Consider the following 22,588-nt stretch of genomic DNA (forward strand, 5'->3'; position numbering starts at 1 on the left):
TACACCCCACCCCACCCCGCTCGAATTCACCCACCAGGGTCCACCAGTTGGCTCGCCGCCGTGCCGAACGGATGCCTGAGCAGCAGTAGTTCAGCGCTCTCCCCGTGCATACCGGCGCACGGCCAGTGGCGCGCACCCCCCGATCAGCACCGCACACCACGCGAGCGACCCGGCGACCGGGTGTGCCACCGGCCAGGAAGCCCCCTCGGGAATCGGCGCGTTGCCGAAGAGATCCCGTACGGCGGTGGTGACCGCGCTGATCGGATTCCACTCGGCGAGGGTGCGCAGCCAGCCGGGCATTCCGTCGACGGGGATGTACGCGTTCGACAGCAGCGGCAGCATGAAGGTCGCGCCGCCCAGCTGCCCGGCCGCCTCCTCGCTCTGTGAGGCGAGCCCGAGCAGGATCCCCACCCAGGTCGCGGCCAGCCGGAAGAGCAGCAGCAGCCCGAAGGCGCCCAGCGCCGCGAGCCACCCGCCCTCGACCCGCCAGCCCATCGCGAACCCCACCAGCAGCAGCGGTACCAGCCCGACCGCCGTCACCAGCAGATCGGCCGCCGCCTGCCCCGCCGGGATCGCGGAGCGGCTGATGGGCAGCGTGCGGAAGCGGTCCATCACCCCGCGGTGGGAGTCCGCGGCGGCGGTGAACATCCCGGTCATGATCCCGTTCGCGACCGTCGCCACCAGCATCCCCGGCACCAGGAACGCCCGGTACTCCTCGCCCGGCATCGCGAGCGCGCTGCCGAAGACATAGCCGAAGAACAGCAGGAAGACGATCGGCATCGTCTGCGTCATCACCGTGATCGCGGGCGCGTGCCGGACCTTCTGCAGATGCCGGCCCAGCACCGCCGTACCGTCGTGGAGCACCGCGTTCACGCGGCGGCCTCCTCTCGTGCCGTGAGGCGCAGGAACACCTCGTCGAGGGTGGGCGGGCGCAGACTCGCGTCGACCACCGGTACCCGGCCGGCGTCGAGTTCGCGGACGATGCGGGGGAGCGTGAGCGTCGGGTCGAGGACGATCGCGCCCGCGGTGCGCCGCTCGGGGTCGAGCACCGGCCGGGCGCCGGTGAGCTGGTCGAGGACCATGGCGGCCGCGTGCAGCGCGGGGGTGCCGCCGTCCCCGTCGACGACCACCTCGGCGTACCGCCCTGTCTGTGCCTTGAGCTCGGCCGGGGTGCCCTGGTGGGCGGTGCGGCCCTCGTCGATCAGCAGGACACGGTCGGCGAGCCGGTCGGCCTCCTCCAGGTACTGCGTGGTCAGCAGCACGGTCGTGCCCTCGCTCACCAACTCCCGTACAACGTCCCAGATTTCGTTCCTGCTGTGCGGATCGAGGCCGGTCGTCGGCTCGTCGAGGAAGAGCACGGCGGGCCGGGTGACGAGGCTCGCGGCGAGGTCGAGGCGGCGGCGCATCCCGCCGGAGTAGGTGCGTGCCGGACGGTCGGCGGCGCCGGTCAGCCCGAACCGTTCGAGGAGTTCCTCGGCGCGGGTCCGCGGGGCGCGCAGCAGGCGGGTGAACAGGCGGAGGTTCTCGGCGCCGGTGAGGTCGCCGTCCACCGAGGCGTACTGCCCGGTGACCGCGATCCGCCGGCGCACCTGCGCGGCCTCGCGCACCACGTCGTACCCGGCGACGCGGGCCGTCCCGGCGTCCGGTCGCAGCAGCGTGGTCAGCACCCGGACCGCGGTCGTCTTCCCCGCGCCGTTCGGTCCGAGCAGTCCGCAGACGGTGCCCTTCTCGACCGCGAGATCCAGCCCGCGCAGCGCGTGGACATCGCGGAAGCGACGCTCCAGACCTTCACTAAGTACAGCGTACGTAGAAGTCATGTGGCCACGGTACCCCACTACGTACGCTGTACGTAACTACGATGGTGGGGAGGTGATGATCAATGGCGGGCCGAACGGCCGAACCCGAGGTGATCTGGGCGCGCCCCGAGCGCACGGGCCGAGGCCCGAAACCGGCGTACAGCCGTGCCGACATCGCGGCGGCGGCGGTCCGTATCGCCGACGCCGACGGGCTGGACGCGGTGTCGATGCGGCGGGTGGCGGCGGAGATCGGCTGCGGCACGATGTCGCTGTACAACTACGTGCCGCGCAAGGAGGACCTGTACGAGCTGATGGTCGATCTGATCAGCGGCGAGTACGAGTTCTCTGCCGAGGGCTGCGGCGACTGGCGGGCGGACATGATGGACTTCGCCCGGCAGGCGCGCGGCATCATGCGTCGGCATCCCTGGGTGGTGCGGGTCATGTCCACCGTCTATGCCGTCAGCCCGAACGCCCTGCGTGTCCTCGACCGGGTCCTGGCTTGTCTGGAGGACCTCGACCTGCCGGCGGGCACCAAGCTCGAACTGTTCGGGATGGTCAACGGGTCGGTCATGACATACGTCGCGAACGAGCAGGCGATCGCCGAGCGGACGCGGTCGGTGCCGTGGTCGGCGGAGCAGGAGCAGGCCGTGCGGGGCGCGTACATGATGAGGCAGGTCGGGACAGGGGCGTATCCGCACCTGGCTGCGTTGTTCGCGGGGGGAGTGGCTCCGCCGGATGATCCGGAGGCGGCGTTCGACCGCATGCTGATGAGACTGTTGGACTCCTTCGAGCCCAAGAACTAGATCAGCCCCAACTGCCCTTCCGGGCCTTCCTCGTGGTGGTCGAGGACCGAGGCCGGCCGCCGTGCCGACTCCGGTACCGGGAACACCCCCGCCTTCCGCAGCTCCGCCGACGCGATCCGGCCCGTCACCGTCAACTCGTCCTGCTGCTGGGTCACCTCGGCGGTCAGCGCCAGGATCGTGATCAGCTCCAGCAGTTCCGACGTCCAGGTCTGCGGCCAGGTCGCCGGGCGGATCGCCGCCAGGGTGCCCGGCTCCGGTTCCGCCGTTCTCGCCGTGAACCACTCCTCCAGGGCCCGCACACCGCCCACCTCGAAGTCCCAGGCCTCCGGCGGCACGGGGGAGACGCGGCCCTCGTCGAGGTGGAGGGTCTCCTCGTCGCGGTCGTAGTGGAGGCCGAGGGGCCGGGTCGGGAGCGGGGCGCGGACGTAGGGGCGGCGGCCGCCGGGGAGCTTGGGTCGGTCGCCGTCGCGGCGCATCAGCCACAGCAGGCGGTGGCCCAACTCGATGCCCCGGGCCCAGAGTTCGGGGTCGTCGGTGAGCGGGACGGTGAGGTCGGGGCGTACGGCGGTGAGGATCCACGCGAGGACATCCGCCGGGGCGACCGGCCGGCCGAGCCGCTCCCCCAGGTACTCCGGCAGCCCCGGCGCCAGGTTCGGTTCCTCGCCGCCCGGCCGGCGGTACAGCGGGCGGATCCGGCCGGGGCGGAGCAGCGGGAGCAGGGAGGTGGCGACGAGGACCGGGCCGGGACCGCCGGCCGTCTCGGCCACGAAGACCTGCTGCTCGTCCGCGACCCGCCACAACTCCGGCCGGGCGGTGTCGATCAGCCGGTGGTCCGGGATCAGCCAGTGCTCGTCGAAGGGGGCGTGCAGGACGCGCACCGGCTCGGGGCAGGGACCGGTGGCGCGGGCGAGCTTCTCCGTGCCGCCCGGCTGTCCCGGCAGCTGCCCCACCGCGGAGCGCAGCGTGCGGGACCGGGTCGGCTCGAACAGGGCCTCACGGTCCGGGCCCTCGGCCTTCAGCAGCGCGTCCCAGCGGGCCTTCAGGGATGCCGGGTCGGGGCCCGTCGGCCACCCCCGGCCGAGCCGCGGCGGTGCGACGGACCACGGCATGAGGTCCGCGAGCAGCGGAGCGTCGTCGTGCGTCACGCTGGGCATCGTACGACGTTCGGCCGACAGGCAGTGGGGGCAGCGGGGTCAGTTGGCCTCCAAGGTCACCGTGAAGGAGAAGCGGTCGCCCCGGTAGTGGATCACCGCCACGTCCAGCACCCGCCCCGCCCCGTCGTACGTCACCCCCGTGTAGTGCAGGATCGGGCTCAGCAGCGGCACTTGGAGCAGCCGAGCCGTCTCCGGGTCGGCGAGCCTCGCCTCCACCGTGTCCGTGATGCGGCTGATGTCCGCCCCGACGGCATCCCGCAGCACCTTGGTCATCGGCCAGCGGGCGAGGTCGTCCAGGTCGATACGGGCGCCGAGTTCGGGACGGACCCAGTTGCGGGCGTGGTTGGTCGGCTCGCCCGTCTTCTCGTCGTTCCGGAGCCGGTGATACGTCGCCACCTCGTCGAGATCCGGGAAGTACTCTGCGAGTTCGGCCGGAACGGGGCCCTTGCCGTGGTCGAGCAGTGCTGTGGCCATGCCCGACTGCTGGGCCACGATCGCGTCCACCGAGCCGAGCAGGCGGACCGGGGCGCCCCGCAGCGCGCCCGGCTCGATGAACGTGCCGCGCCTGCGGTGACGCGAGATCAGCCCCTCGTCCTCCAACTCCTTCAGCGCCTGCCGCATCGTCAGCACGCTCACCCCGTAGTGGCCCGCCAACTGCTCCTCGGTGGGCAGCCGCAGCGGATCCCGGGGCGAGCGGCCCAGTATCGAGGCGCGCAGCGACTGCGAGACCTGGTACCAGAGCGGCAGCTTGCGGTTCAGGACGATCGAGTCAGGGGCGAAGGAGGTCACGGGTTATCCGTACCGGTCGTCGACGATCAGTGCAACGGAGCGAGCCGCGAACGAAGTCATGGAAGCGCCCGGAAGTGACGTTCGAGGCCCTGCCATACGTCGTCGTAGTGCCGCTGCAGGTGCTCCGCCTGGGCCGCGTGCGCGGTGAGCGTCACCGGCCAGCGGGTCTCGAACATGAACGCGAGGCCGTCGTCGACCTTCTGGGGCTTGAGCTCGGCCGCGCTCGCCCGGTCGAACGTCTCCCGGTCCGGACCGTGCGCCGACATCATGTTGTGCAGCGAGCCGCCACCGGGCACGAAGCCGCCCTTCCCGGCCGTCTTCGCGTCGTACGCGCCCTCGATCAGGCCCATGTACTCGCTCATCACGTTCCGGTGGAAGTACGGCGGCCGGAAGGTGTCCTCGCCCACCAGCCAGCGCGGCGCGAAGACCACGAAGTCCACGCCGGCCAGGCCCGGGGTGTCCGACGGGGACGTCAGCACGGTGAAGATCGACGGGTCGGGATGGTCGTACGAGATCGTCCCGATGACGTTGAAGCGGCGCAGGTCGTAGACGTACGGGACGTGGTTGCCGTGCCAGGCGACGACGTCGAGGGGAGAGTGGTCGTAGGTGGCCGACCAGAGGTTGCCGCAGAACTTGTTGACCACCTCGACCGGCCCCTCGACGTCCTCGTACGCGGCGACGGGGGCCTTGAAGTCACGGGCGTTGGCCAGGCCGTTGGCGCCGATCGGGCCGAGGTCGGGGAGCTGGAAGGGGGCGCCGTAGTTCTCGCAGACATAGCCGCGGGCGGAGGGGTCGAGGAGCTCCACGCGGAAGCGCACCCCGCGCGGGATCAGCGCCACGTGGCCGGGCTCGGCGTGCAGCAGGCCGAACTCCGTGCGCAGCAGCAGGCCACCCTGCTCCGGGACGATCAGGAGCTCGCCGTCGGCGTCGCTGAAGACCCGGTCCATCGAGTCGGTGGCGTGGTAGAGGTGCACGGCCATGCCGGTGCGCTGGGCCGCGTCGCCGTTGCCGCCCAGGGTCCACAGGCCGGCCAGGAAGTCGGTGCCCTCGGCCGGCTCGGGCAGGGGGTCCCAGCGCAGGCGGTTCGGGTCCGGGACGGACTCGGTGAAGGGGGCCGTACGGATCCAGCCGTTGTGGGTGTGGGTGAACGCCGGGTGGGCGGCCGAGGGGCGGATCCGGTACAGCCAGGAGCGGCGGTTGTGCGCGCGGGGCTCGGTGAACGCCGAACCGCTGAGCTGCTCCGCGTAGAGGCCGAGGGGAGCCCGCTGGGGTGAGTTCCGCCCCTCGGGCAGGGCGCCGGGGACGGCCTCCGAGCTGTGCTCGTTGCCGAAACCGGAGAGGTGGGTCAGGCCCTCGGCGGTCTTCCGCTTGTCCCCGCTCATCGATCGCTCCCTTGCGACTCCGGATCCCTGACCAGGAATTCCTGGCCCGCACCGATTCCTATGTATCACCGTAGGATTGCGGTTTCGAGGGTGCAAGAGGGCCGTCGGGGCACCTTCGGTCTGCTTTTCGGCCGCTTCCCGGCCGCTTTCCGCGGGTGGACCTCCTCATCAGGGAGGAGGAGAACCCGACTTCAGGGGGATCCGACTTTCGGACCGTTGTTCTAGTCTCCGGGGCATGACGTGGACGCGGGCACTTCTGGCCGCGCTCGCGGTCTGTGTCCTTGTGCTGACCGGAACCGTGAGCTGCGGCTCCGGCGCACCCAGGGAACCGGAGAACCCGGAGAACATGGCCTCGCCCTCACCGGTGGGCAAGGTCCTCGACGACACCGACGAGGACGGGCGGCACTACCGGGAGGTGGACGACAAGGACGCGCCCGAGGTGGACATCGAGGTGCAGCCGGACACCGACGCCAGCTGGGACGTACGGCTGACCGTGCGGAACTTCCGCTTCTCGCCGGCCGGCGTCAAGCCCAAGGCGGTGGAGGGCCGGGGCCTCGCGTACATCTTCGTGGACGGCACACTGGTCTCCAGGCAGCGCACCCTCGACTGCCGCATCCCGGCCCACCTCGTCCCGCGCGGCACGCACACCGTCACCGTACGGCTGTACGCCGACGACGGCACCGTATGGGTGGTCGACGGAGACCCCGTCGAGAGCGCGGCCGACATCACGGCGTCGGGAGCCGAGGCCTCCACCACGCCCTCCGCACTGAGTGCACCTGGCACCTTTTTCCGTACCGGGGGGCGAGGTTCACCGGACCCCGGCGGAAAGGCATCATGAAGTCCGTGCCCCACGCGACATCGCTACGCCGAGCGCCCGTGCAGCGGCGCAGCGCCGAACGGCTGACCAGGATCCTCGACGCCTGCGCCGACCTCCTCGACGAGGTCGGCTACGACGACCTGAGCACGCGGGCCGTCGCCCAGCGGGCCGGCGTCCCCATCGGCTCCGTCTACCGCTTCTTCGGCAACAAGCGGCAGATGGCCGACGCCCTCGCCCAGCGCAACCTCGAACGCTTCACCACCCACGTCACCGAGCGCCTCAAGGAGGCGACGGGCGGCGGCTGGCGGGCCGCGATGGACGCCGTACTCGACGAGTACCTCTCCATGAAACGCACCGCCCCCGGCTTCTCCCTCGTCGACTTCGGCAACCAGATCCCCGTCGGCGCCCGCCACGCCGAACCGAACCACCGCGTCGCCGACCGGCTCACGGACCTGCTCTCCGGGTACATCGAGCGGGAGCCGGACGAGGACCTGCGACGGACGTTCCTGATCGCGGTGGAGACGGCGGACACCCTGGTCCATCTGGCGTTCCGGGTGGCGCCGGAGGGGGACGAGAAGATCATCGAGGAGGCGCGGGAGATGCTGCGGGCGTATCTGGCGCGGATGCTCGACTGAGCGGTCGCGCGCGGTTTTCCGACGTGACGCCTCATGGCCCCTCCCCGCCATGCCTACCGGTCGGTATGCTCACCGCGACAGGCACCGTTGCCCCGGGAGGACCCGTGTCCCGCACCGCTCTGCGAATCTGCCCCCTGTGCGAGGCCACCTGTGGTCTCACGCTGACCATCGAGGGGACCAGCGTCACCGGCGCGCGTGGTGACCGGGACGATGTGTTCAGCAAGGGGTTCATCTGCCCCAAGGGCGCCTCCTTCGGTGCCGTCGACGGGGACCCCGACCGGCTGCGCACCCCGCTCGTGCGCAAGGACGGCGAGCTGCGCGAGGCCACCTGGGAGGAGGCCTTCGATGCGGTCGCGGCCGGGATCCGGCCGGTCGTCGAGCGGTACGGGCCCAACTCCGTGGGTGTGGTCCTGGGCAACCCCAACGTGCACACCATGGCCGGCGCCCTCTATCCGCCGGTGCTGCTCGCCGGGCTCGGTACGCGCAGCATCTTCACCGCCTCCACCATCGACCAGATGCCCAAGCACGTCTCCAGCGGACTGCTCTTCGGCGACGCGGGCGCGATCCCCGTACCGGACCTCGACCACACCGACCACCTGCTGCTGATCGGCGCCAACCCGCTGGAATCCAACGGGAGTCTGTGCACCGCCCCCGACTTCCCCGGCAAGCTCAAGGCGCTCAGGGCCCGCGGCGGCACCCTCACCGTCATCGACCCCCGCCGCACCCGCACCGCCAAACTCGCCGACCGTCACCTCGCGATCCGCCCGGGCACGGACGCACTGCTCCTCGCGGCGATGGCGTACACGCTCTTCGAGGAAGACCTCGTGGACACCGGGGAGTTGGCGCCCCACCTCCTCGGGATCGATGAACTCCGGGAAGAACTCGGCGACTTCACCCCCGAAGCCGTCGCCGGCGCCTGTGACATCGACGCCGGCACCATCCGCACCCTCGCCCGCGAGCTCGCCGCCGCCCCCACCGCCGCCGTCTACGCCCGCATCGGCAGCTGCACCGTCCCGCACGGCACCCTCGCCAGCTGGCTGGTCGACGTACTGAACATCCTCACCGGCAACCTCGACCGCCCGGGCGGCGCGCTCTTCCCGCAGGCGGCCACCGACCGTACGCCCCGCCCCGCCGGGCCCAGCCACGGCTTCGCGCTCGGCCGCTGGCACTCCCGGGTCAGCCGGTACCCCGAGGCCAAGGGCGAGCTGCCGATCTCCGCGCTGGCCGAGGAGATCGACACCGCGACACCGGAGGGCGAGCCGATCCGGGCGCTCGTCGCCGTCGCCACCAACCCCGTGCTGTCCGTGCCCGACGGCGACCGGCTCGACAAGGCGCTCGACGGGCTGGACTTCATGGTCAGCGTCGACCCCTATCTCAACGAGACCTCCCGCCACGCCGACGTCGTACTGCCCCCGCCCCCGCCCTCGCAGAGCCCGCACCACGACTTCGCCTTCAACACCCTCGCCGTGCGCAACCAGGTCCGCTACAACCGGCCCGCCGTCCCGCTGGAGCCCGGCCGGATGGCCGAGACCGAGATCCTGGCCCGGCTGATCCTCGCCGCGACCGGCATGCACGGCGCGGACCCGTCGGCCGTCGACGACCTGGTCATCGGGCAGACCCTCGGCAAGGCGGTCAAGGAGACCTGGTCGCCGGTCTTCGGCCGGGACCCGAAGGAACTCAGCGGGCTGCTCACCGGCGTCAGCGGTCCCGAGCGGCGGCTCGACATGATGCTCCGGCTCGGTCCCTACGGCGACGGCTTCGGCGTACGACCGGACGGGCTGACGCTGGAGAGGCTGCTGGCGCATCCGCACGGCATCGATCTCGGACCGCTCGCGTCGCGGCTGCCGCAGCCGCTGAAGACGCGCAGCGGGAAGGTCGAGCTGCTGGCACAGCCGATCGTCGACGATCTTCCGCGGCTGCGGCAGGCCCTCGCCGAGCGGCCGGACGGGCTCGTCCTCGTCGGCCGCCGCCATCTGCGCTCCAACAACAGCTGGATGCACAACGTCCCCGCCCTCACCGGCGGCACCAACCGCTGCACCCTGCACATCCACCCCGAGGACGCCGAGCGGCTCGGTGTGGCGGACGGGACGGCCGTACGGGTCAAGGGGGCCGGGGGAGAGGTGACCGCGCCCGCCGAGGTCACGGACGGCGTGCGCCCGGGCGTCGTCAGCCTGCCGCACGGCTGGGGGCACGACCGGCCCGGCACCCGGCTGAGCCACGCCGCGGTGGACCCCGGCGTCAACGTCAACCAGCTCCTCGACGGCAGCCTGCTCGATCCCCTGTCGGGCAACGCGGTCCTGAACGGCGTACCGGTGCTGCTGTTCCCCGTAAAACCGGCCACCGTGTCGGCGCTGTGAGCAGCGCAAAGCTGTGACCTGGTATTTTGCGCTTATTGCTCGCACGTCAACGTCTTGTTAACGCCGATTGAACGGCCCTAACGTCAACGCACTGCCGACTCCGGTGGGAGTTCAAGGGCGAACGTTAGGTATCCACACATGCTGACCATCCTTGGCTTCGCCATGATCGCGACCTTCCTGGTCCTGATCATGATGAAGAAGATGTCGCCGATCGCGGCGCTCGTGCTGATCCCGGCACTGTTCTGCGTCTTCGTCGGGAAGGGCGCCAACCTCGGTGACTACGTCATCGAAGGCGTCACCAGCCTCGCCCCCACCGCGGCGATGCTCATGTTCGCGATCGTCTACTTCGGTGTGATGATCGATGTCGGCCTCTTCGACCCGATCGTGCGCGGGATCCTGAAGTTCGCCAAGGCGGACCCGATGCGGATCGTCGTCGGTACGGCGATCCTCGCCGCGATCGTCTCGCTCGACGGCGACGGCTCGACCACCTTCATGATCACGGTCTCGGCGATGTACCCGCTGTACAAGCGCCTGAAGATGAGCCTGGTGGTGATGACCGGTGTGGCCGCCATGGCCAACGGCGTGATGAACACCCTGCCGTGGGGCGGCCCGACCGCCCGCGCCGCGACCGCGCTGAAGGTCGACGCCAGCGACATCTTCGTGCCGATGATCCCGGCCCTCGCCGTCGGTCTGCTGGGTGTCTTCGTCCTCTCGTACTTCCTGGGCCTGCGCGAGCGCAAGCGCCTCGGTGTGCTGACGCTGGGCGAGGTCCTGGTCGAGGAGAAGGTCGAGGAGAAGGAGTCCGAGACGGTTCTCGTGGGTGCCGGCGGCGGCTCCGGCGCGTCCGGTACCGAGAAGGCCACCGGCGGCTCCGGCTCCGGCTCCGGCACCGACGCCGAGGACGACGACGAGGAGAAGCGCTTCACGGTCCTCGACCCGAACCGCCCGACCCTGCGCCCCAAGCTCTACTGGTTCAACGCCGGCGTCACGATCGCCCTGCTCACCGCCATGATCATGGAGTGGCTGCCGATCCCGGTGCTGTTCCTGCTCGGTGCCGCGCTCGTCCTCACGGTCAACTTCCCGCACATCCCCGACCAGAAGGCCCGGCTCGCCGCCCACGCCGACAACGTCCTCAACGTCTCCGGCATGGTCTTCGCCGCCGCCGTCTTCACCGGCGTCCTCCAGGGCACCGGCATGGTGGACCACATGGCCCGCTGGATGGTCGACGTCATCCCCGAGGGCATGGGCCCGCACATGGCCCTCGTCACCGGTCTGCTGAGCCTGCCGCTCACCTACTTCATGTCCAACGACGGCTTCTACTTCGGCGTCCTGCCCGTCCTCGCCGAGGCCGGTGCCGCCCACGGCGTCACGCCGCTGGAGATGGCCCGCGCCTCCCTCGTCGGCCAGCCGCTGCACATGTCGAGCCCGCTCGTCCCGGCCGTCTACGTCCTGGTCGGCATGGCCAAGGTCGAGTTCGGCGACCACACCAGGTTCGTGGTGAAGTGGGCGGCGCTGACCTGCCTGATCATCCTCGCGTCGGGAATCCTGTTCGGCATCATCTGATCCGCAACTACCCTTCCAGGAGGGCATGTTCATGGCGCCCGGTGGGAACCGCGGCTGGCTGCTCCGCCTCGTCATCGCCTTCAGCTTCGCGCAGGGGGCGGTGTCGATGGCCCGGCCCGCCGTCTCCTACCGGGCGCTCGCGTTGGGCGCGGACGAGCGGGCGATCGGTGTGATCGCGGGGGTCTACGCCCTGCTCCCGCTGTTCGCCGCGGTCCCGCTGGGCCGCCGTACCGACCACGGCCGGTGCGCGCCCCTCCTGCCGGTCGGCGTGGTCCTCATATCCGGCGGCTGTGCGCTCAGCGGCATCGCGGGCTCCCTCTGGGCGATGGCCATCTGGAGCGGAGTGATGGGCCTCGGCCACCTCTGCTTCGTGATCGGCGCCCAGTCCCTCGTCGCCCGCCAGTCCGCCCCGCACGAACAGGACCGCAACTTCGGCCACTTCACCATCGGCGCCTCCCTCGGACAGCTCGTCGGCCCCATCGCCGCCGGCGCGTTGATCGGCGGGCCGGACATGGCGGGCACCAGTGCGCTCGCGCTGCTCGTCGCGGGGGCGGGGGGCGCGGTCGCGTTCACGTCGTTGTGGCGGATAGAGCATCGCGATACGGCGACGAAGTCCCGTACGGGGCAAGGTGATCGCGTCCCCGTCCAGCGCATCCTGCGTGCCCGGGGCGTGCCCGCCGGCATCTTCATCAGCCTCGCCGTCCTCTCCGCGACCGACATCCTCACCGCCTACCTCCCCGTGGTCGGCGAGCACCGGGGGATCGCCCCGTCCGTCATCGGCCTCCTGCTCAGCCTCCGTGCGGCGGCCACGATCGCCTGCCGCCTGGTCCTGACCCCGCTGCTGCGACTGCTGGGGCGGAGCCTGCTGTTGACGGTCACCTGTCTGCTGGGCGCCCTGCTGTGCGCGGGGATCGCCCTGCCGGTCCCGGTGTGGGCGCTGGCCGTGATGCTCGCCGTCCTCGGCTTCTGCCTCGGTGTCGGACAGCCGCTGTCCATGACGACGGTCGTCCAGGCGGCCCCCGACGGCGCCCGCTCCACGGCCCTCGCCCTGCGCCTGACCGGCAACCGGCTGGGCCAGGTGGCGGCGCCGGCGACGGCGGGCCTGGTGGCCGGCGTGGCGGGGGTGGCGGCGCCCTTCGTGATGCTGGGCGCGCTGCTGCTGCTCTCCTCGGGCGTGGCACTGCGCTCACCGGCGAAGCCGGCCGCGGGGTCCGGTGAGCAGGCCGGGCCTCGCCGGTCCGGCGCTTCCTTGGGCCGAAAGAGCGAAGAGTGACGGGCTGCGGCGCGGGCCTCCCGCCACCGGCGAACGGAATGTGACAAAGAGTCAGGCGAAGCATGATTTATACGATAATCGTCTGACTCGGAGGACTTCATGCTCACTACGGCCCGCCGACGCCGTGCCACCGCCGTCGCGACCCTCGCCCTCGCGGGGTGCGCCCTGACCGCGGTATCCGCGGTCGCCGCCCCTCCGGGGGACAACGGAGACGTCAAGATCCACGTGGAGTTCAAGCCGGACGCCGAGCCGGACAACGACCCCCACGTCTGCAGCTTCTACCTCGATGCCTTCAACTTCGACGCGGGGGAGAAGGTCCACTGGAAGATCGCGGGCCAGCCCCCGTCCGCCGGCGGCTCGGCCGAGGAAGGGGACCTCACCCTCAACGCCGGCGGCGGCGGCACCACCGACGTGATCGCGCTGTCCAACGGGCACTACAAGCTCACGTGGCTCACCGACAAGGGCCACGGCGCGGGCAAGCACAAGGTGTTCTGGGTCGACTGCCCGCCCGGCGGACCCGGTGGCCCCGGCGGTCCGAACGGCGGTCCGCCGGCCGGCGGCGGCGGGCTCGCCCGCGGTGACGCGTTCGCCCCGGTCGCCGGTGCGGCCGTCGGCCTGACCGCGGTCGGCGGGGTGATGTGGTTCCGGCTCCGTCGTCGCCCGCATGGCGCGTAGTCACCCGCACAGGCCCTGGCGCCGGACGCGCGCCTACCGCCTCGCGAGGACGATCCTGGTGACCGTCTCGCTGGTGGTCGGCGGCGTCTCGTGGGCCCAGGGAGAGGAGCCCGGCGGGGCGACCGAGGCCGCCCGGCCCGGCTCCCCGGCGGCCTCGCGCACCGACGGGGCCGACGCACGCGGTGCGATGCGGCGGGGCGAGGAGCGCGGCGGTACGGGGGAGCGGGCCCAGGGCGGACCGGGCGTGGGCCCGCAGGGCGGCGGGACGGGTACGGCGAACCGTCCTGGCGTTGGCCCGCAGGGGAGCGGGGCGGGGACCGTGAACCGTCCTGGCGTTGGCCGGCAGGGGAGCGGGGCGGGTGCAATGAATCGTCCTGGCGTAGGCCCACAGGGCGGCGGGACGGGTGCGGCGAACCGTCCCGGCGTGGACCCGCAGGGCGGCGGGGCGGGGACCGCGAACCGTCCCGGCGGCGTTGGCCCGCAGGGCAGTGGGGAAGCGGCCGCGGGCCGTCCCGGCGTACGGCCGCCGGGCGTCGGCGGGGCGGCTCCGAACCGTCCCGGTGCCCCGGGGGCGCCCGGCCTCGCCGCACCGCCCCGCACGGGCGCGCCGGCGCCCGGTCGACCGGCCCTGACGCCGCGGCGCCCCACGGCCGCACCCCGACTCCTCCCGCGCTCCCGCGCCACCCGCCTCGTCATCCGCTTCCTCGACATCGACGCCCCGGTCATGAGCCTCCGCCTCGACCGCAACCGCCGCTTGCCCGCACCGCCGGACGACGACGCGAACCTGGTCGGCTGGTACGAGGGCGGCCCGTCACCCGGCCAGCAGGGCACCGCGGTCGCCGTCGGCCACCTTGACACCGACACCGGCCCGGCCGTCTTCGCCGGCCTCAGCGAAGCGCAACGGGGCCGCCTGATCGAGGTGACCCGCGCCGACGGACGGGTCGCGGTCTACTCCGTCGACGCGGTGAAGTCGTACGAGAAGGACCGGTTCCCCGACCGCGAGGTGTACGGCGCCCGGGGTCGCCCCGAACTACGGCTGATCACCTGCGGCGGCGACTTCGACCGCAGGACCGGCTACTCGGGCAACGTGGTCGTCTTCGCCCACCTGACCGAGACCCGCGAGCCGGCCCGCCGGCGCTGACGCGGGCGGCTGCCCCGTCCGGCACTGTCCCCGGCGGTGGCCGCCCGGCGCTTCCCTCCCGGCCCGTCGTCCGGCGCCGGCCTCGGCGGTTGGCGTCCGGTGCTCGCCCCGGCCCGTCGTCGGCCGATGGCTCTGCCTGGTGTGTCGTCGGCGGTTCACCGGCGCTTGCCGTCTGGCGCTGTCCCCCGGGCGTCTGCTGTCTGGCGTTGGCTCTGCCAGGTCTGCCGTGGGCGGTTCACCTGCGCTTGTCGTCCGGCGCTTCCCCTCGGCGCGTCTTCGGGTGCAGGCTCTGCCCGGTCTGCCGTGGGCGGTTCACCCGCGCCCGCCGCCCGGCACTGCCCCCCGCACCCGCCGTCGGCCCCTGCCCCCTTACCCGAGCCCGCCGCCGGCAGCTCACCCGCACCCGCCATCCCGCACCGAGTCACCCGACCCGCATTCGCCCCCGGCAATCCACCCGCCCCCACCCCCCAGGCCCTGAATCCGGACGTCCGTTTTCTCACCTGCTGGACGGGGACGTCCGATCCGGCCGATCCCCTTCCCCAGGGTGCGCACATTCCGTTAACTTCCGTGACTCACAAGCCCCTTGCGAACCGCGCGGGGCATCCGACCTCATGCACAGGGTCTGTTCGGCGGATCAGGTCGGGGGAAGCGGCAGGGCCGGTCCGTCTTCCCCGTGTCCGTCGGCTCGATCCGCCGGACAGGCCCTGGCGCTCCGTCAGCCCTCGGGGGCAGCCGCCATGACACGCGCCATCTCGTTGCACGACGTGAGCAAGAGCTACACCCGGGGCACCCGAGTGGTGGACCGGCTGTCGCTGGACATCGCGCCCGGCGAATTCCTCGTCCTGCTCGGACCGTCCGGGTGCGGCAAGTCCACGGTCCTGCGGATGATCGCCGGGCTGGAGGAGATCGACGAGGGCGAGCTGCTGCTCGACGGCGAGTACGCCAACGACCTGCCGCCCTCGGGCCGGGACATGGCGATGGTGTTCCAGAACTTCGCCCTGTACCCGAGCATGACCAGCCGCGACAACATCGGCTTCCCGCTCCGCATCGAGTCCCCCGGCGCCGACCCGCGCCCGCGCGTGGACGCCACCGCCCGCATGCTCGGCATCGAGGAACTCCTCGACCGCTTCCCGGGCCAGCTCTCCGGCGGCGAACGCCAGCGCGTCGCGATGGGCCGGGCCATCGCCCGCCACCCCTCCGCGTTCCTGATGGACGAGCCGCTGTCCAACCTCGACGCCAAACTCCGCAACCATCTGCGCGCCGAGATCTCCGCGCTCACAAGGGAGCTGGGCGTCACCACGGTCTACGTCACCCACGACCAGTCCGAGGCGATGTCGCTGGGCGACCGGGTCGCGGTCCTGCGCGGCGGGGTCCTCCAGCAAGTGGGCACCCCACGCTCGGTCTACGCCCTGCCCCGCAACGTCTTCGCCGCCGCCTTCATCGGCACCCCGCGCATCAACCTCCTCCGCGGTCTGGTCCGCGCCCCGCTCGACGGCGCGATGACCATCAGCCTCGGCAAGCAGTACCTCCGTCTGCCCGAACCCCTCTCCCTGGACCACCAGTTGCTCCGCGTCCAGCAGGGCCGGGAGGTCATCGTGGGCCTGCGCTCGGAGGCGATCCGTATCGCCAGACCGTCCTCCGCCCGCCCCGGCGAGATGGCGCTCACCGGTCTGGTGGAGCACGTGGAGTTCCAGGGCCACGAGGTCCTCGTCCACTTCAACACCGGCTCCAGCCCCGCCGTCGTCCCCGACCTGGAGGCCCCACGCCCGGCGGCCCGCCCCACCCGGCGCCGCCGCCGCGACGGCACCACCGGCGTCCTGGACCGTCTGCGGCAACGCGCGGACGCCCTGCGCGCGGGCCCGGTGGTGGTCCTCGACGAACCGCCGGCCCCCGCCCCCGTCACGCCTCCCGACGGCCGCCTCCCCGGCGACCTGATCGTCCGCACCACCCCCGACATCGACTTCCGCCACGGCATGCAGGTGCCCCTCCTTGTCGACCTCGCCCACCTGTTCGTCTTCGACCAGCACGGCGAACGCATCTGCCCGGCCCCGGCCAGGCTGCCGGACCTGGAGGAGTGAGCCCGGGCGGCGGCCTCTCCAGCGGGGTGGAGGGAAGGGGGCGATATTCCGGCGGTGCGCGTGGTGGGTGTTCGGGCGTGCGTGAGGATGCGGTGACCCGGGCCTGCCGGGCCCAGGACGCCGCTCCCGCCTGAAGCGGGTCAGGCCCTCATCGACGTACGACTCCGCCGGACCGGCCGCCAGGAGTCCGTGGGGAGGGTGGACGACAGGGCCCGGGTCGACTTCTGATGGCATGAGTCACGTACCGGGGCGTCTGGCGCGCGAAAACTATCGTCGCTAGTTTATGAACCGGACCGCGCCGGACGACGACACGGCACCGCCGGGAGGAAGCACGATGAAGGCACACGACGGCATGTACATCGACGGCGAGTGGCGCCCCGCCGCCGGCCGGGACACGATCGAGGTCGTGAACCCGGTCGACGAGCAGGTGATCGGCCATGTCCCGGCCGGCACCGCCGAGGACGTCGACACCGCCGTACGGGCCGCCCGTGCCGCCCTCCCGGCCTGGTCCGTGACCGCCCCCGCCGAGCGCGCGGCCCGCCTCGCCGCACTCCGGGACGTCCTGGTGTCCCGCAAGGACGAGATCGCCGAGACGGTCACCGCGGAACTCGGCTCGCCGCTGAAGTTCTCCGAGAACGTGCACGCCGCCGTCCCCATCGCCGTCGCGGGCTCGTACGCCGAACTGGCCGCCACGTACGCCTTCGAGGAGCGGGTCGGCAACTCGGTCGTCCGCCAGGAACCGATCGGCGTGGTCGCCGCGATCACCCCCTGGAACTACCCCCTCCACCAGATCGTCGCCAAGGTGGCCCCGGCCCTCGCGGCCGGCTGCACGGTCGTCCTCAAGCCCGCCGAGGACACCCCGCTCGTCGCCCAGCTCTTCGCCGAGGCGGTCCATGAGGCGGGCGTCCCGGCGGGGGTGTTCAACCTCGTCACGGGCCTCGGCCCGGTCGCGGGCCAGGCCCTCGCCGAGCACGAGGGCGTCGACCTCGTCTCCTTCACCGGCTCCACCGCCGTCGGCCGCCAAATCGGCGCCACGGCCGGCGCCGCCGTCAAGAAGGTCGCCCTGGAACTCGGCGGCAAGTCCGCCAACGTCATCCTCCCGAGCGCCGACCTGGCGAGGGCCGTCAACGTGGGCGTCGCCAACGTGATGTCCAACTCCGGCCAGACATGCAGCGCTTGGACCCGCATGCTGGTCCACCGGGACCAGTACGACGAGGCGGTCAAACTCGCCGCCACCGCCGCCGCCAAGTACGGCGACCGCATCGGCCCGGTCGTCAACGCCAAGCAGCGGGCTCGGGTGCGGGGTTACATCGAGAAGGGCGTCGCCGAGGGCGCCCGGCTGGTCGCCGGTGGCCCGGAATCCCCGCGCGAGCAGGGCTACTTCGTGTCCCCGACGGTCTTCGCCGATGTGACGCCCGAGATGACCGTCGCCCAGGAGGAGATCTTCGGCCCGGTCCTCTGCGTCCTTGGCTACGAGGACGAGGAGGACGCCCTGCGCATCGCCAACGGCACGGTGTACGGCCTCGCGGGCGCCGTGTGGGCGGGCGAGGAGGCGGAGGCGGTGGCCTTCGCGCGCCGGATGGACACCGGCCAGGTCGACATCAACGGCGGCCGCTTCAACCCCCTCGCCCCGTTCGGCGGTTACAAGCAGTCCGGCGTCGGCCGCGAGCTCGGCCCACACGGTCTCGCCGAGTACCTCCAGACCAAGTCCCTGCAGTTCTAGGAGCGTTTCCGTGGTTCGCGCAGCAGTCCTTCCCGCCGTGGGCGCTCCTCTGGAGGTCACCGACATCGAGCTCCCGGACCCCGGCCCCGGCCAGGTCCGCGTCCGCCTCGCCGCCGCCGGCGTCTGCCACTCCGACCTGTCCCTGTCCAACGGCACGATGAGGGTGCCGGTCCCGGCGGTGCTCGGCCACGAGGGCGCGGGCACGGTCGTGGCCGTCGGCGAGGGCGTGACCGGTGTCTCGCCCGGCGCCGGGGTCGTCCTCAACTGGGCCCCGTCCTGCGGCAGTTGCCACGCCTGCTCGCTCGGCGAGGTATGGCTGTGCGCAAACGCCCTCAACGGCGCCGCCGACGTCCACGCCCGCACGGCCGACGGCACCGACCTCCACCCGGGCCTGAACGTCGCCGCGTTCGCCGAGGAGACGGTCGTGCCGGCGTCCTGTGTCCTTCCCCTCCCCGAGGGCATCCCCCTCACGGACGCGGCCCTCCTCGGCTGCGCCGTCCTCACCGGCTACGGCGCCGTCCACCACGCCGCGAAGGTCCGCGAGGGCGAGACGGTCGCCGTGTACGGCGTCGGGGGAGTGGGTCTCGCCGCGCTCCAGGCCGCCCGGATCGCGGGCGCCGCGAAGATCGTCGCGGTCGACGTCTCCCCGGCGAAGGAGGAACTGGCCCGCGAGGCCGGCGCCACCGACTACGTCGTCGCCTCCGAGAACACGGCCCGCGAGATCCGCGCCCTCACCGGCAAGCAGGGCGTCGACGTCGCCGTCGAGTGCGTGGGCCGCGCCACCACCATCCGCACCGCCTGGGACTCCACCCGCCGCGGCGGCCGTACGACGGTCGTCGGCATCGGCGGCAAGGACCAGCAGGTCACCTTCAACGCCCTGGAGATCTTCCACTGGGGCCGCACCCTCTCCGGCTGCGTCTACGGCAACTCCAACCCGGCCGAGGACCTTCCGGTGCTCGCCGGACACATCCGCGCGGGCCGCCTGGACCTGGGTGCGCTGGTGACGGAACGGATCGCCCTGGACGGCATTCCGGCGGCCTTCGAGAACATGCTCGCGGGCAAGGGCGGCAGGGCGCTGGTCGTCTTCTAGGCCTGTCCGTCGGACAGGCCTGGCCCCCTTCGTCCGGTTGTCGTAGACCCCGACCTCGCCTCGAGGCCGGGGTCATCGCCATGCTCACCAGCCCTTTGAGTGCTCCGGGCAACCTTCCGACACAACCGTTGCCTCCATACCGTCCGGTTAGTATGTTCGCCGCCAACGTCCCCACCGCACCCATCGGAGTGTGCACCGCATGGACATGGCCCCCTCCGCTCAGCCCCTCGCCCCGACCGCCCTCCCCACGGTCAACCGCCGCCGCGTAGCCACGGCCGCCGCGCTCGCCTCAGCCGTCGAGTGGTACGACTACTTCGTCTTCGGCATCGCCGCCGCCCTCGTCCTGGGCGACCTGTACTTCCCGGCGGGCAGCTCCACCGCCGGAGTCCTCGCCTCCTTCGCGACCTTCGCCGTGGGCTTCCTGGCCCGTCCGCTCGGCGGCATCGTCGCCGGCCAGCTCGGCGACAAGCGCGGCCGCAAGCCGATGCTGGTCCTCGCGCTCACCCTCATGGGCCTCGCCACGACCGGCATCGGCCTCCTGCCCACGTACGACACCATCGGCGTCGCCGCCCCGATCCTGCTGGTCGCCCTCCGCGTCCTCCAGGGCATCGCGGTCGGCGCCCAGTGGGGCGGCGCGATGCTGCTGGCCACCGAGTACGCCCCCGAGGGCAAGCGCGGTGTCTACGGCAGCGTGGTCCAACTCGGCGTCCCCATCGGCGTGGTGACCGCCAACACGGTCTTCCTGCTGGCCGGCGCCTTCACCACGGACACCCAGTTCGCGGCCTGGGGCTGGCGCGTGCCGTTCCTCATCGGCCTGTTCGTGCTCGGCCTCGCCTGGTACATCCACACCAAGGTCGAGGAGACCCCCGAATTCCGTGACGCGGAGCGGGCGTTGGCCGAGAAGGAGAAGTCGCAGGAGAGCTCCCCGCTGCGCACGATCCTGCGCGACCACCTCGGCACGGTCCTGCTGGCCGGCGGCTCCTTCGCCGTGAACACCGCGACCTTCTACATCCTCATCACGGGCGTCCTCGACTACACGACCCGCGAACTGGACATGAAGAAGAGCGCGGTCCTCACGGTCTCCCTCTGCGTGAGCCTCACCCAGCTGATCCTGATCCCGGCCGCGGCCGCCCTCTCGGACCGCTACGGCCGCATCCGGATCTACACCCTGGGCGCGGTGGGCATAGCCCTGTGGGCGATCCCGCTCTTCCTCCTGATCGACACGGGCTCACTGCTGTGGCTGGCCGTCGGCACGTTCGTCGCCAGCTGCTTCCTCAGCATCATGTACGGCCCCCAAGCCGCCCTGTTCGCCGAGCTGTTCACCCCGGAGATGCGCTACACCGGCGCCTCCCTCGGCTACCAGATCGCGGCGGTCGCAGGAGGCGGACTCGCCCCGTTCGTCATGGTGCTGCTCCTGGAGACCACCGGCACGTCGATGTCGGTGTCCGCCTACATCATCGGCCTCTCCGTCATCGCCCTGATCTCCATCAAGGTCCTTGCGGACAGGGCGCGTTCACGCTGACTCGGTGACCTTCGCGGGCCGCGGTCCGACAGCCGCGGCCCGCGAACGGGACCGGGACCGGGACACCGCCACACCGGCCAGACACAGCGCCCCGCCCGCCAGCGTGAGCAGCCCCGGCACCTCACCGAGCGCCACCCACGACATCAGCACGACGAGTGCCGGCACCGCATAGGTGGTCGCGCCCATCCGCCCGGCGGTCGTACGGGCCAGGGCGTACGCCCAGGTGGTGAAGGCCAGCGCGGTCGGGAAGACGCCCAGATAGACCATGTTGAGGGTCGCCGACACGGGCGCGTCCGCGACCTCGTGGACCAGCTGCCCGGCGAACGGCAGACAGACCACGGCCCCGACGAGACAGCCGTACGTCGTCACCTGCAGCGCGCTCGCCGAGCCGAGGGCGGGCTTCTGCGCCACGACGCCGCCCGCGTACGCGACGGCCGCGAGCAGACACAGCACGACCCCGAGCACCGAGGACTTGCCCTCGCCCGACATCGACAGCCCCACGGCGACGGCTCCGGCGAACGACACCGCCATCCCCGCGAGCAGCCTCGGCGGCAGCGCGTCGCCGAGTATCCGTGCGCCCAGCAGCGCGATGAGGATGGGGCCGACGTTCACCACGAGCGCGGCGGTTCCGGCGTCCACCTGCTGCTCGCCCCAGTTGAGGACGACCATGTAGATGCCGAACCAGAGGATCCCGGAGACCAGGATGCCGGGCCACGCGGCGCGAGGAGGCAGCCCTTCCCGCCGTACGGCACAGATGGCACCCAGCGTCACGACTCCCGCCAGCAGCCGCCCGAGCGCGAGGGCGCCCGGCGAGTACTCGGCTCCGGCGCTTCGGATGGAGACGAAGGCGGAGGCCCACAGGACGACGGTGACGGTGGCTGCGCCGGCGGCGAGGAGGTCGGTGCGGCGGGGGTTCATCATGCTCCTGAGGTTAGGAAGAACGGCGAAAAAAGGCTCGCGGATTTCGGGCGCGGTGCCGGCGGCGCCCCGGAGGGTCGCGGGTGTGACCGGCCACGACGCAGCCGCAGGCGGGTGGCGGGAGTCACTGCAACACCCCCGCCTCGATCCCCAGCAGCTCCGCCAGCGCCCGCTCTCCCGCCGCCGTCACCTTCACCGCCCTCTCGGACCCGATCCGCACGCACCACCCTTCCTCCAGCGCATGCCGGCAGAACGCCGCCCCCGCGACCCCCGCCAGATGAGGTCGCCGTTCCGTCCAGTCGAGGCAGGCGCGAGCCAGCGGCCTGCGCCCTTTCCTCTCCAGGGCGATACCCGTCACGTCGAACCAGGCCAGCCCCGCCTCCGTGAGCGCGAACCCGGTGTCCTGCGACAGCAGTCGACGTGCCGTCATCGCATCCGTCACCGCGATCCCCAGCCGCCCCGCGAGATGGTCGTAACAGGTCCGCCCGCGAGCCATCGCCGACCCCGCACTCGCCTCCCGAAGACTCCGCGGCCGTACGACCGCCTGCGGCGTCACATGAGACGCCAGCTCCTCCACCAGCTGAGCCACCCGCGCATCCGCGAGCCGCACATACCGGTGCCGCCCCTGCCGTTCCTCGGCCAGCAGCCCACCGGCGACGAGCTTGCCCAGATGCTCGCTCAGGGTCGACGCCGCGACCCCCGCGCGCCGCGCCAGCTCACTGGCGGTCCAGGCCCGCCCGTCGAGCAGCGCCAGCAGACACGAGGCACGCGTCTCGTCGGCGAGGAGCCCGGCGAGGCGGGCCAGCTCGGCCGCCTGAGGGCTCCTCGCGGTCCCGGTGGTTCTGGAAGTCATGTCTCACAGCATGCGCCCC

19 protein-coding genes are annotated in these 22,588 nt (G+C 72.0%); 12 read left to right on the forward strand and 7 right to left on the reverse strand.

Annotated features, from left to right (window positions below):
- Window positions 1-90 precede the first annotated feature (90 nt).
- Together PH203_RS09355 and PH203_RS09360 are read right to left on the reverse strand one after the other, a co-directional pair.
- Window positions 91-873: an ABC transporter permease gene (locus PH203_RS09355; RefSeq protein WP_289918515.1), complete on the reverse strand. Its 783-nt coding sequence runs from the start codon at window positions 871-873 to the stop codon at window positions 91-93.
- The gene (locus PH203_RS09360) at window positions 870-1,817 is read right to left on the reverse strand and encodes an ATP-binding cassette domain-containing protein (RefSeq protein ID WP_289918517.1); all 948 of its coding nucleotides are present in this window, start codon (window positions 1,815-1,817) and stop codon (window positions 870-872) included. The genes PH203_RS09355 and PH203_RS09360 overlap by 4 nt, the downstream gene beginning before the upstream one ends.
- A 62-nt stretch (window positions 1,818-1,879) precedes the next feature.
- On the opposite strand from PH203_RS09360, the gene PH203_RS09365 reads away from it, so the two are divergent.
- Window positions 1,880-2,599 (forward strand): TetR/AcrR family transcriptional regulator C-terminal domain-containing protein, encoded by a 720-nt coding sequence (locus PH203_RS09365; RefSeq protein WP_289918518.1) that lies wholly within the window; start codon window positions 1,880-1,882, stop codon window positions 2,597-2,599.
- Here PH203_RS09365 and PH203_RS09370 read toward each other — a convergent pair.
- From PH203_RS09370 to hmgA, 3 genes are read right to left on the reverse strand one after another with little or no spacing between them, the layout of a single operon-like run.
- A complete protein-coding gene (locus PH203_RS09370; RefSeq protein ID WP_289918520.1) occupies window positions 2,596-3,753 on the reverse strand; it encodes a type ISP restriction/modification enzyme in 1,158 nt (385 codons plus the stop codon). The two genes, PH203_RS09365 and PH203_RS09370, sit on opposite strands and share 4 nt — an antisense overlap.
- Before the next feature lie 39 nt (window positions 3,754-3,792).
- Entirely contained in the window at window positions 3,793-4,542 is a 750-nt protein-coding gene (locus PH203_RS09375; protein WP_289918523.1) for a GntR family transcriptional regulator, read from the reverse strand.
- Between the two features lie 56 nt (window positions 4,543-4,598).
- Window positions 4,599-5,924, reverse strand: a complete 1,326-nt coding sequence (gene hmgA, locus PH203_RS09380) for a homogentisate 1,2-dioxygenase (protein ID WP_289918525.1) — start codon at window positions 5,922-5,924, stop codon at window positions 4,599-4,601.
- Between the two features lie 235 nt (window positions 5,925-6,159).
- Between hmgA and PH203_RS09385 the strand changes: the two genes are divergently transcribed.
- From PH203_RS09385 to PH203_RS09435, 11 genes are all read left to right on the forward strand, one after another.
- On the forward strand, window positions 6,160-6,762 hold the full coding sequence (locus PH203_RS09385) for a hypothetical protein (protein ID WP_289918527.1): 603 nt from the start codon (window positions 6,160-6,162) through the stop codon (window positions 6,760-6,762).
- Window positions 6,759-7,376 carry a TetR/AcrR family transcriptional regulator gene (locus tag PH203_RS09390; protein ID WP_289918529.1) on the forward strand — a complete coding sequence of 206 codons (618 nt, stop codon included), beginning with the start codon at window positions 6,759-6,761 and terminating at the stop codon, window positions 7,374-7,376. Before PH203_RS09385 ends, PH203_RS09390 begins: the two co-directional genes overlap by 4 nt.
- Before the next feature lie 104 nt (window positions 7,377-7,480).
- Window positions 7,481-9,733, forward strand: a complete 2,253-nt coding sequence (locus PH203_RS09395) for a molybdopterin oxidoreductase family protein (protein ID WP_289918533.1) — start codon at window positions 7,481-7,483, stop codon at window positions 9,731-9,733.
- Window positions 9,734-9,871: 138 nt separating this feature from the next.
- On the forward strand, window positions 9,872-11,296 hold the full coding sequence (locus PH203_RS09400; RefSeq protein ID WP_289918535.1) for a citrate:proton symporter: 1,425 nt from the start codon (window positions 9,872-9,874) through the stop codon (window positions 11,294-11,296).
- A gap of 31 nt (window positions 11,297-11,327) precedes the next feature.
- Entirely contained in the window at window positions 11,328-12,569 is a 1,242-nt protein-coding gene (locus PH203_RS09405) for an MFS transporter (RefSeq protein WP_289918536.1), read from the forward strand.
- 99 nt (window positions 12,570-12,668) lie between these two features.
- Window positions 12,669-13,244, forward strand: coding sequence for a hypothetical protein (locus PH203_RS09410; protein ID WP_289918537.1), 576 nt, complete (start codon window positions 12,669-12,671; stop codon window positions 13,242-13,244).
- A gap of 364 nt (window positions 13,245-13,608) precedes the next feature.
- Window positions 13,609-14,385: a class F sortase gene (locus tag PH203_RS09415; RefSeq protein ID WP_289919426.1), complete on the forward strand. Its 777-nt coding sequence runs from the start codon at window positions 13,609-13,611 to the stop codon at window positions 14,383-14,385.
- A gap of 737 nt (window positions 14,386-15,122) precedes the next feature.
- Window positions 15,123-16,463 carry an ABC transporter ATP-binding protein gene (locus PH203_RS09420; protein WP_289918539.1) on the forward strand — a complete coding sequence of 447 codons (1,341 nt, stop codon included), beginning with the start codon at window positions 15,123-15,125 and terminating at the stop codon, window positions 16,461-16,463.
- Window positions 16,464-16,797: 334 nt separating this feature from the next.
- A complete protein-coding gene (locus PH203_RS09425) occupies window positions 16,798-18,186 on the forward strand; it encodes an aldehyde dehydrogenase family protein (protein WP_289918541.1) in 1,389 nt (462 codons plus the stop codon).
- Window positions 18,187-18,196: 10 nt separating this feature from the next.
- Window positions 18,197-19,276, forward strand: coding sequence for a Zn-dependent alcohol dehydrogenase (locus PH203_RS09430; protein ID WP_289918543.1), 1,080 nt, complete (start codon window positions 18,197-18,199; stop codon window positions 19,274-19,276).
- A gap of 199 nt (window positions 19,277-19,475) precedes the next feature.
- The gene (locus tag PH203_RS09435; RefSeq protein ID WP_289918544.1) at window positions 19,476-20,798 is read left to right on the forward strand and encodes an MFS transporter; all 1,323 of its coding nucleotides are present in this window, start codon (window positions 19,476-19,478) and stop codon (window positions 20,796-20,798) included.
- On the opposite strand, the gene PH203_RS09440 is transcribed toward PH203_RS09435, so the two are convergent.
- A complete protein-coding gene (locus PH203_RS09440; RefSeq protein ID WP_289918546.1) occupies window positions 20,790-21,719 on the reverse strand; it encodes a DMT family transporter in 930 nt (309 codons plus the stop codon). The two genes, PH203_RS09435 and PH203_RS09440, sit on opposite strands and share 9 nt — an antisense overlap.
- Window positions 21,720-21,840: 121 nt before the next feature.
- A complete protein-coding gene (locus PH203_RS09445; protein ID WP_289918548.1) occupies window positions 21,841-22,569 on the reverse strand; it encodes a metalloregulator ArsR/SmtB family transcription factor in 729 nt (242 codons plus the stop codon).
- Window positions 22,570-22,588: the final 19 nt, after the last annotated feature.

Source organism: Streptomyces sp. S.PB5 (genome assembly GCF_030403745.1).
In the GTDB taxonomy this organism is placed as follows: domain Bacteria; phylum Actinomycetota; class Actinomycetes; order Streptomycetales; family Streptomycetaceae; genus Streptomyces.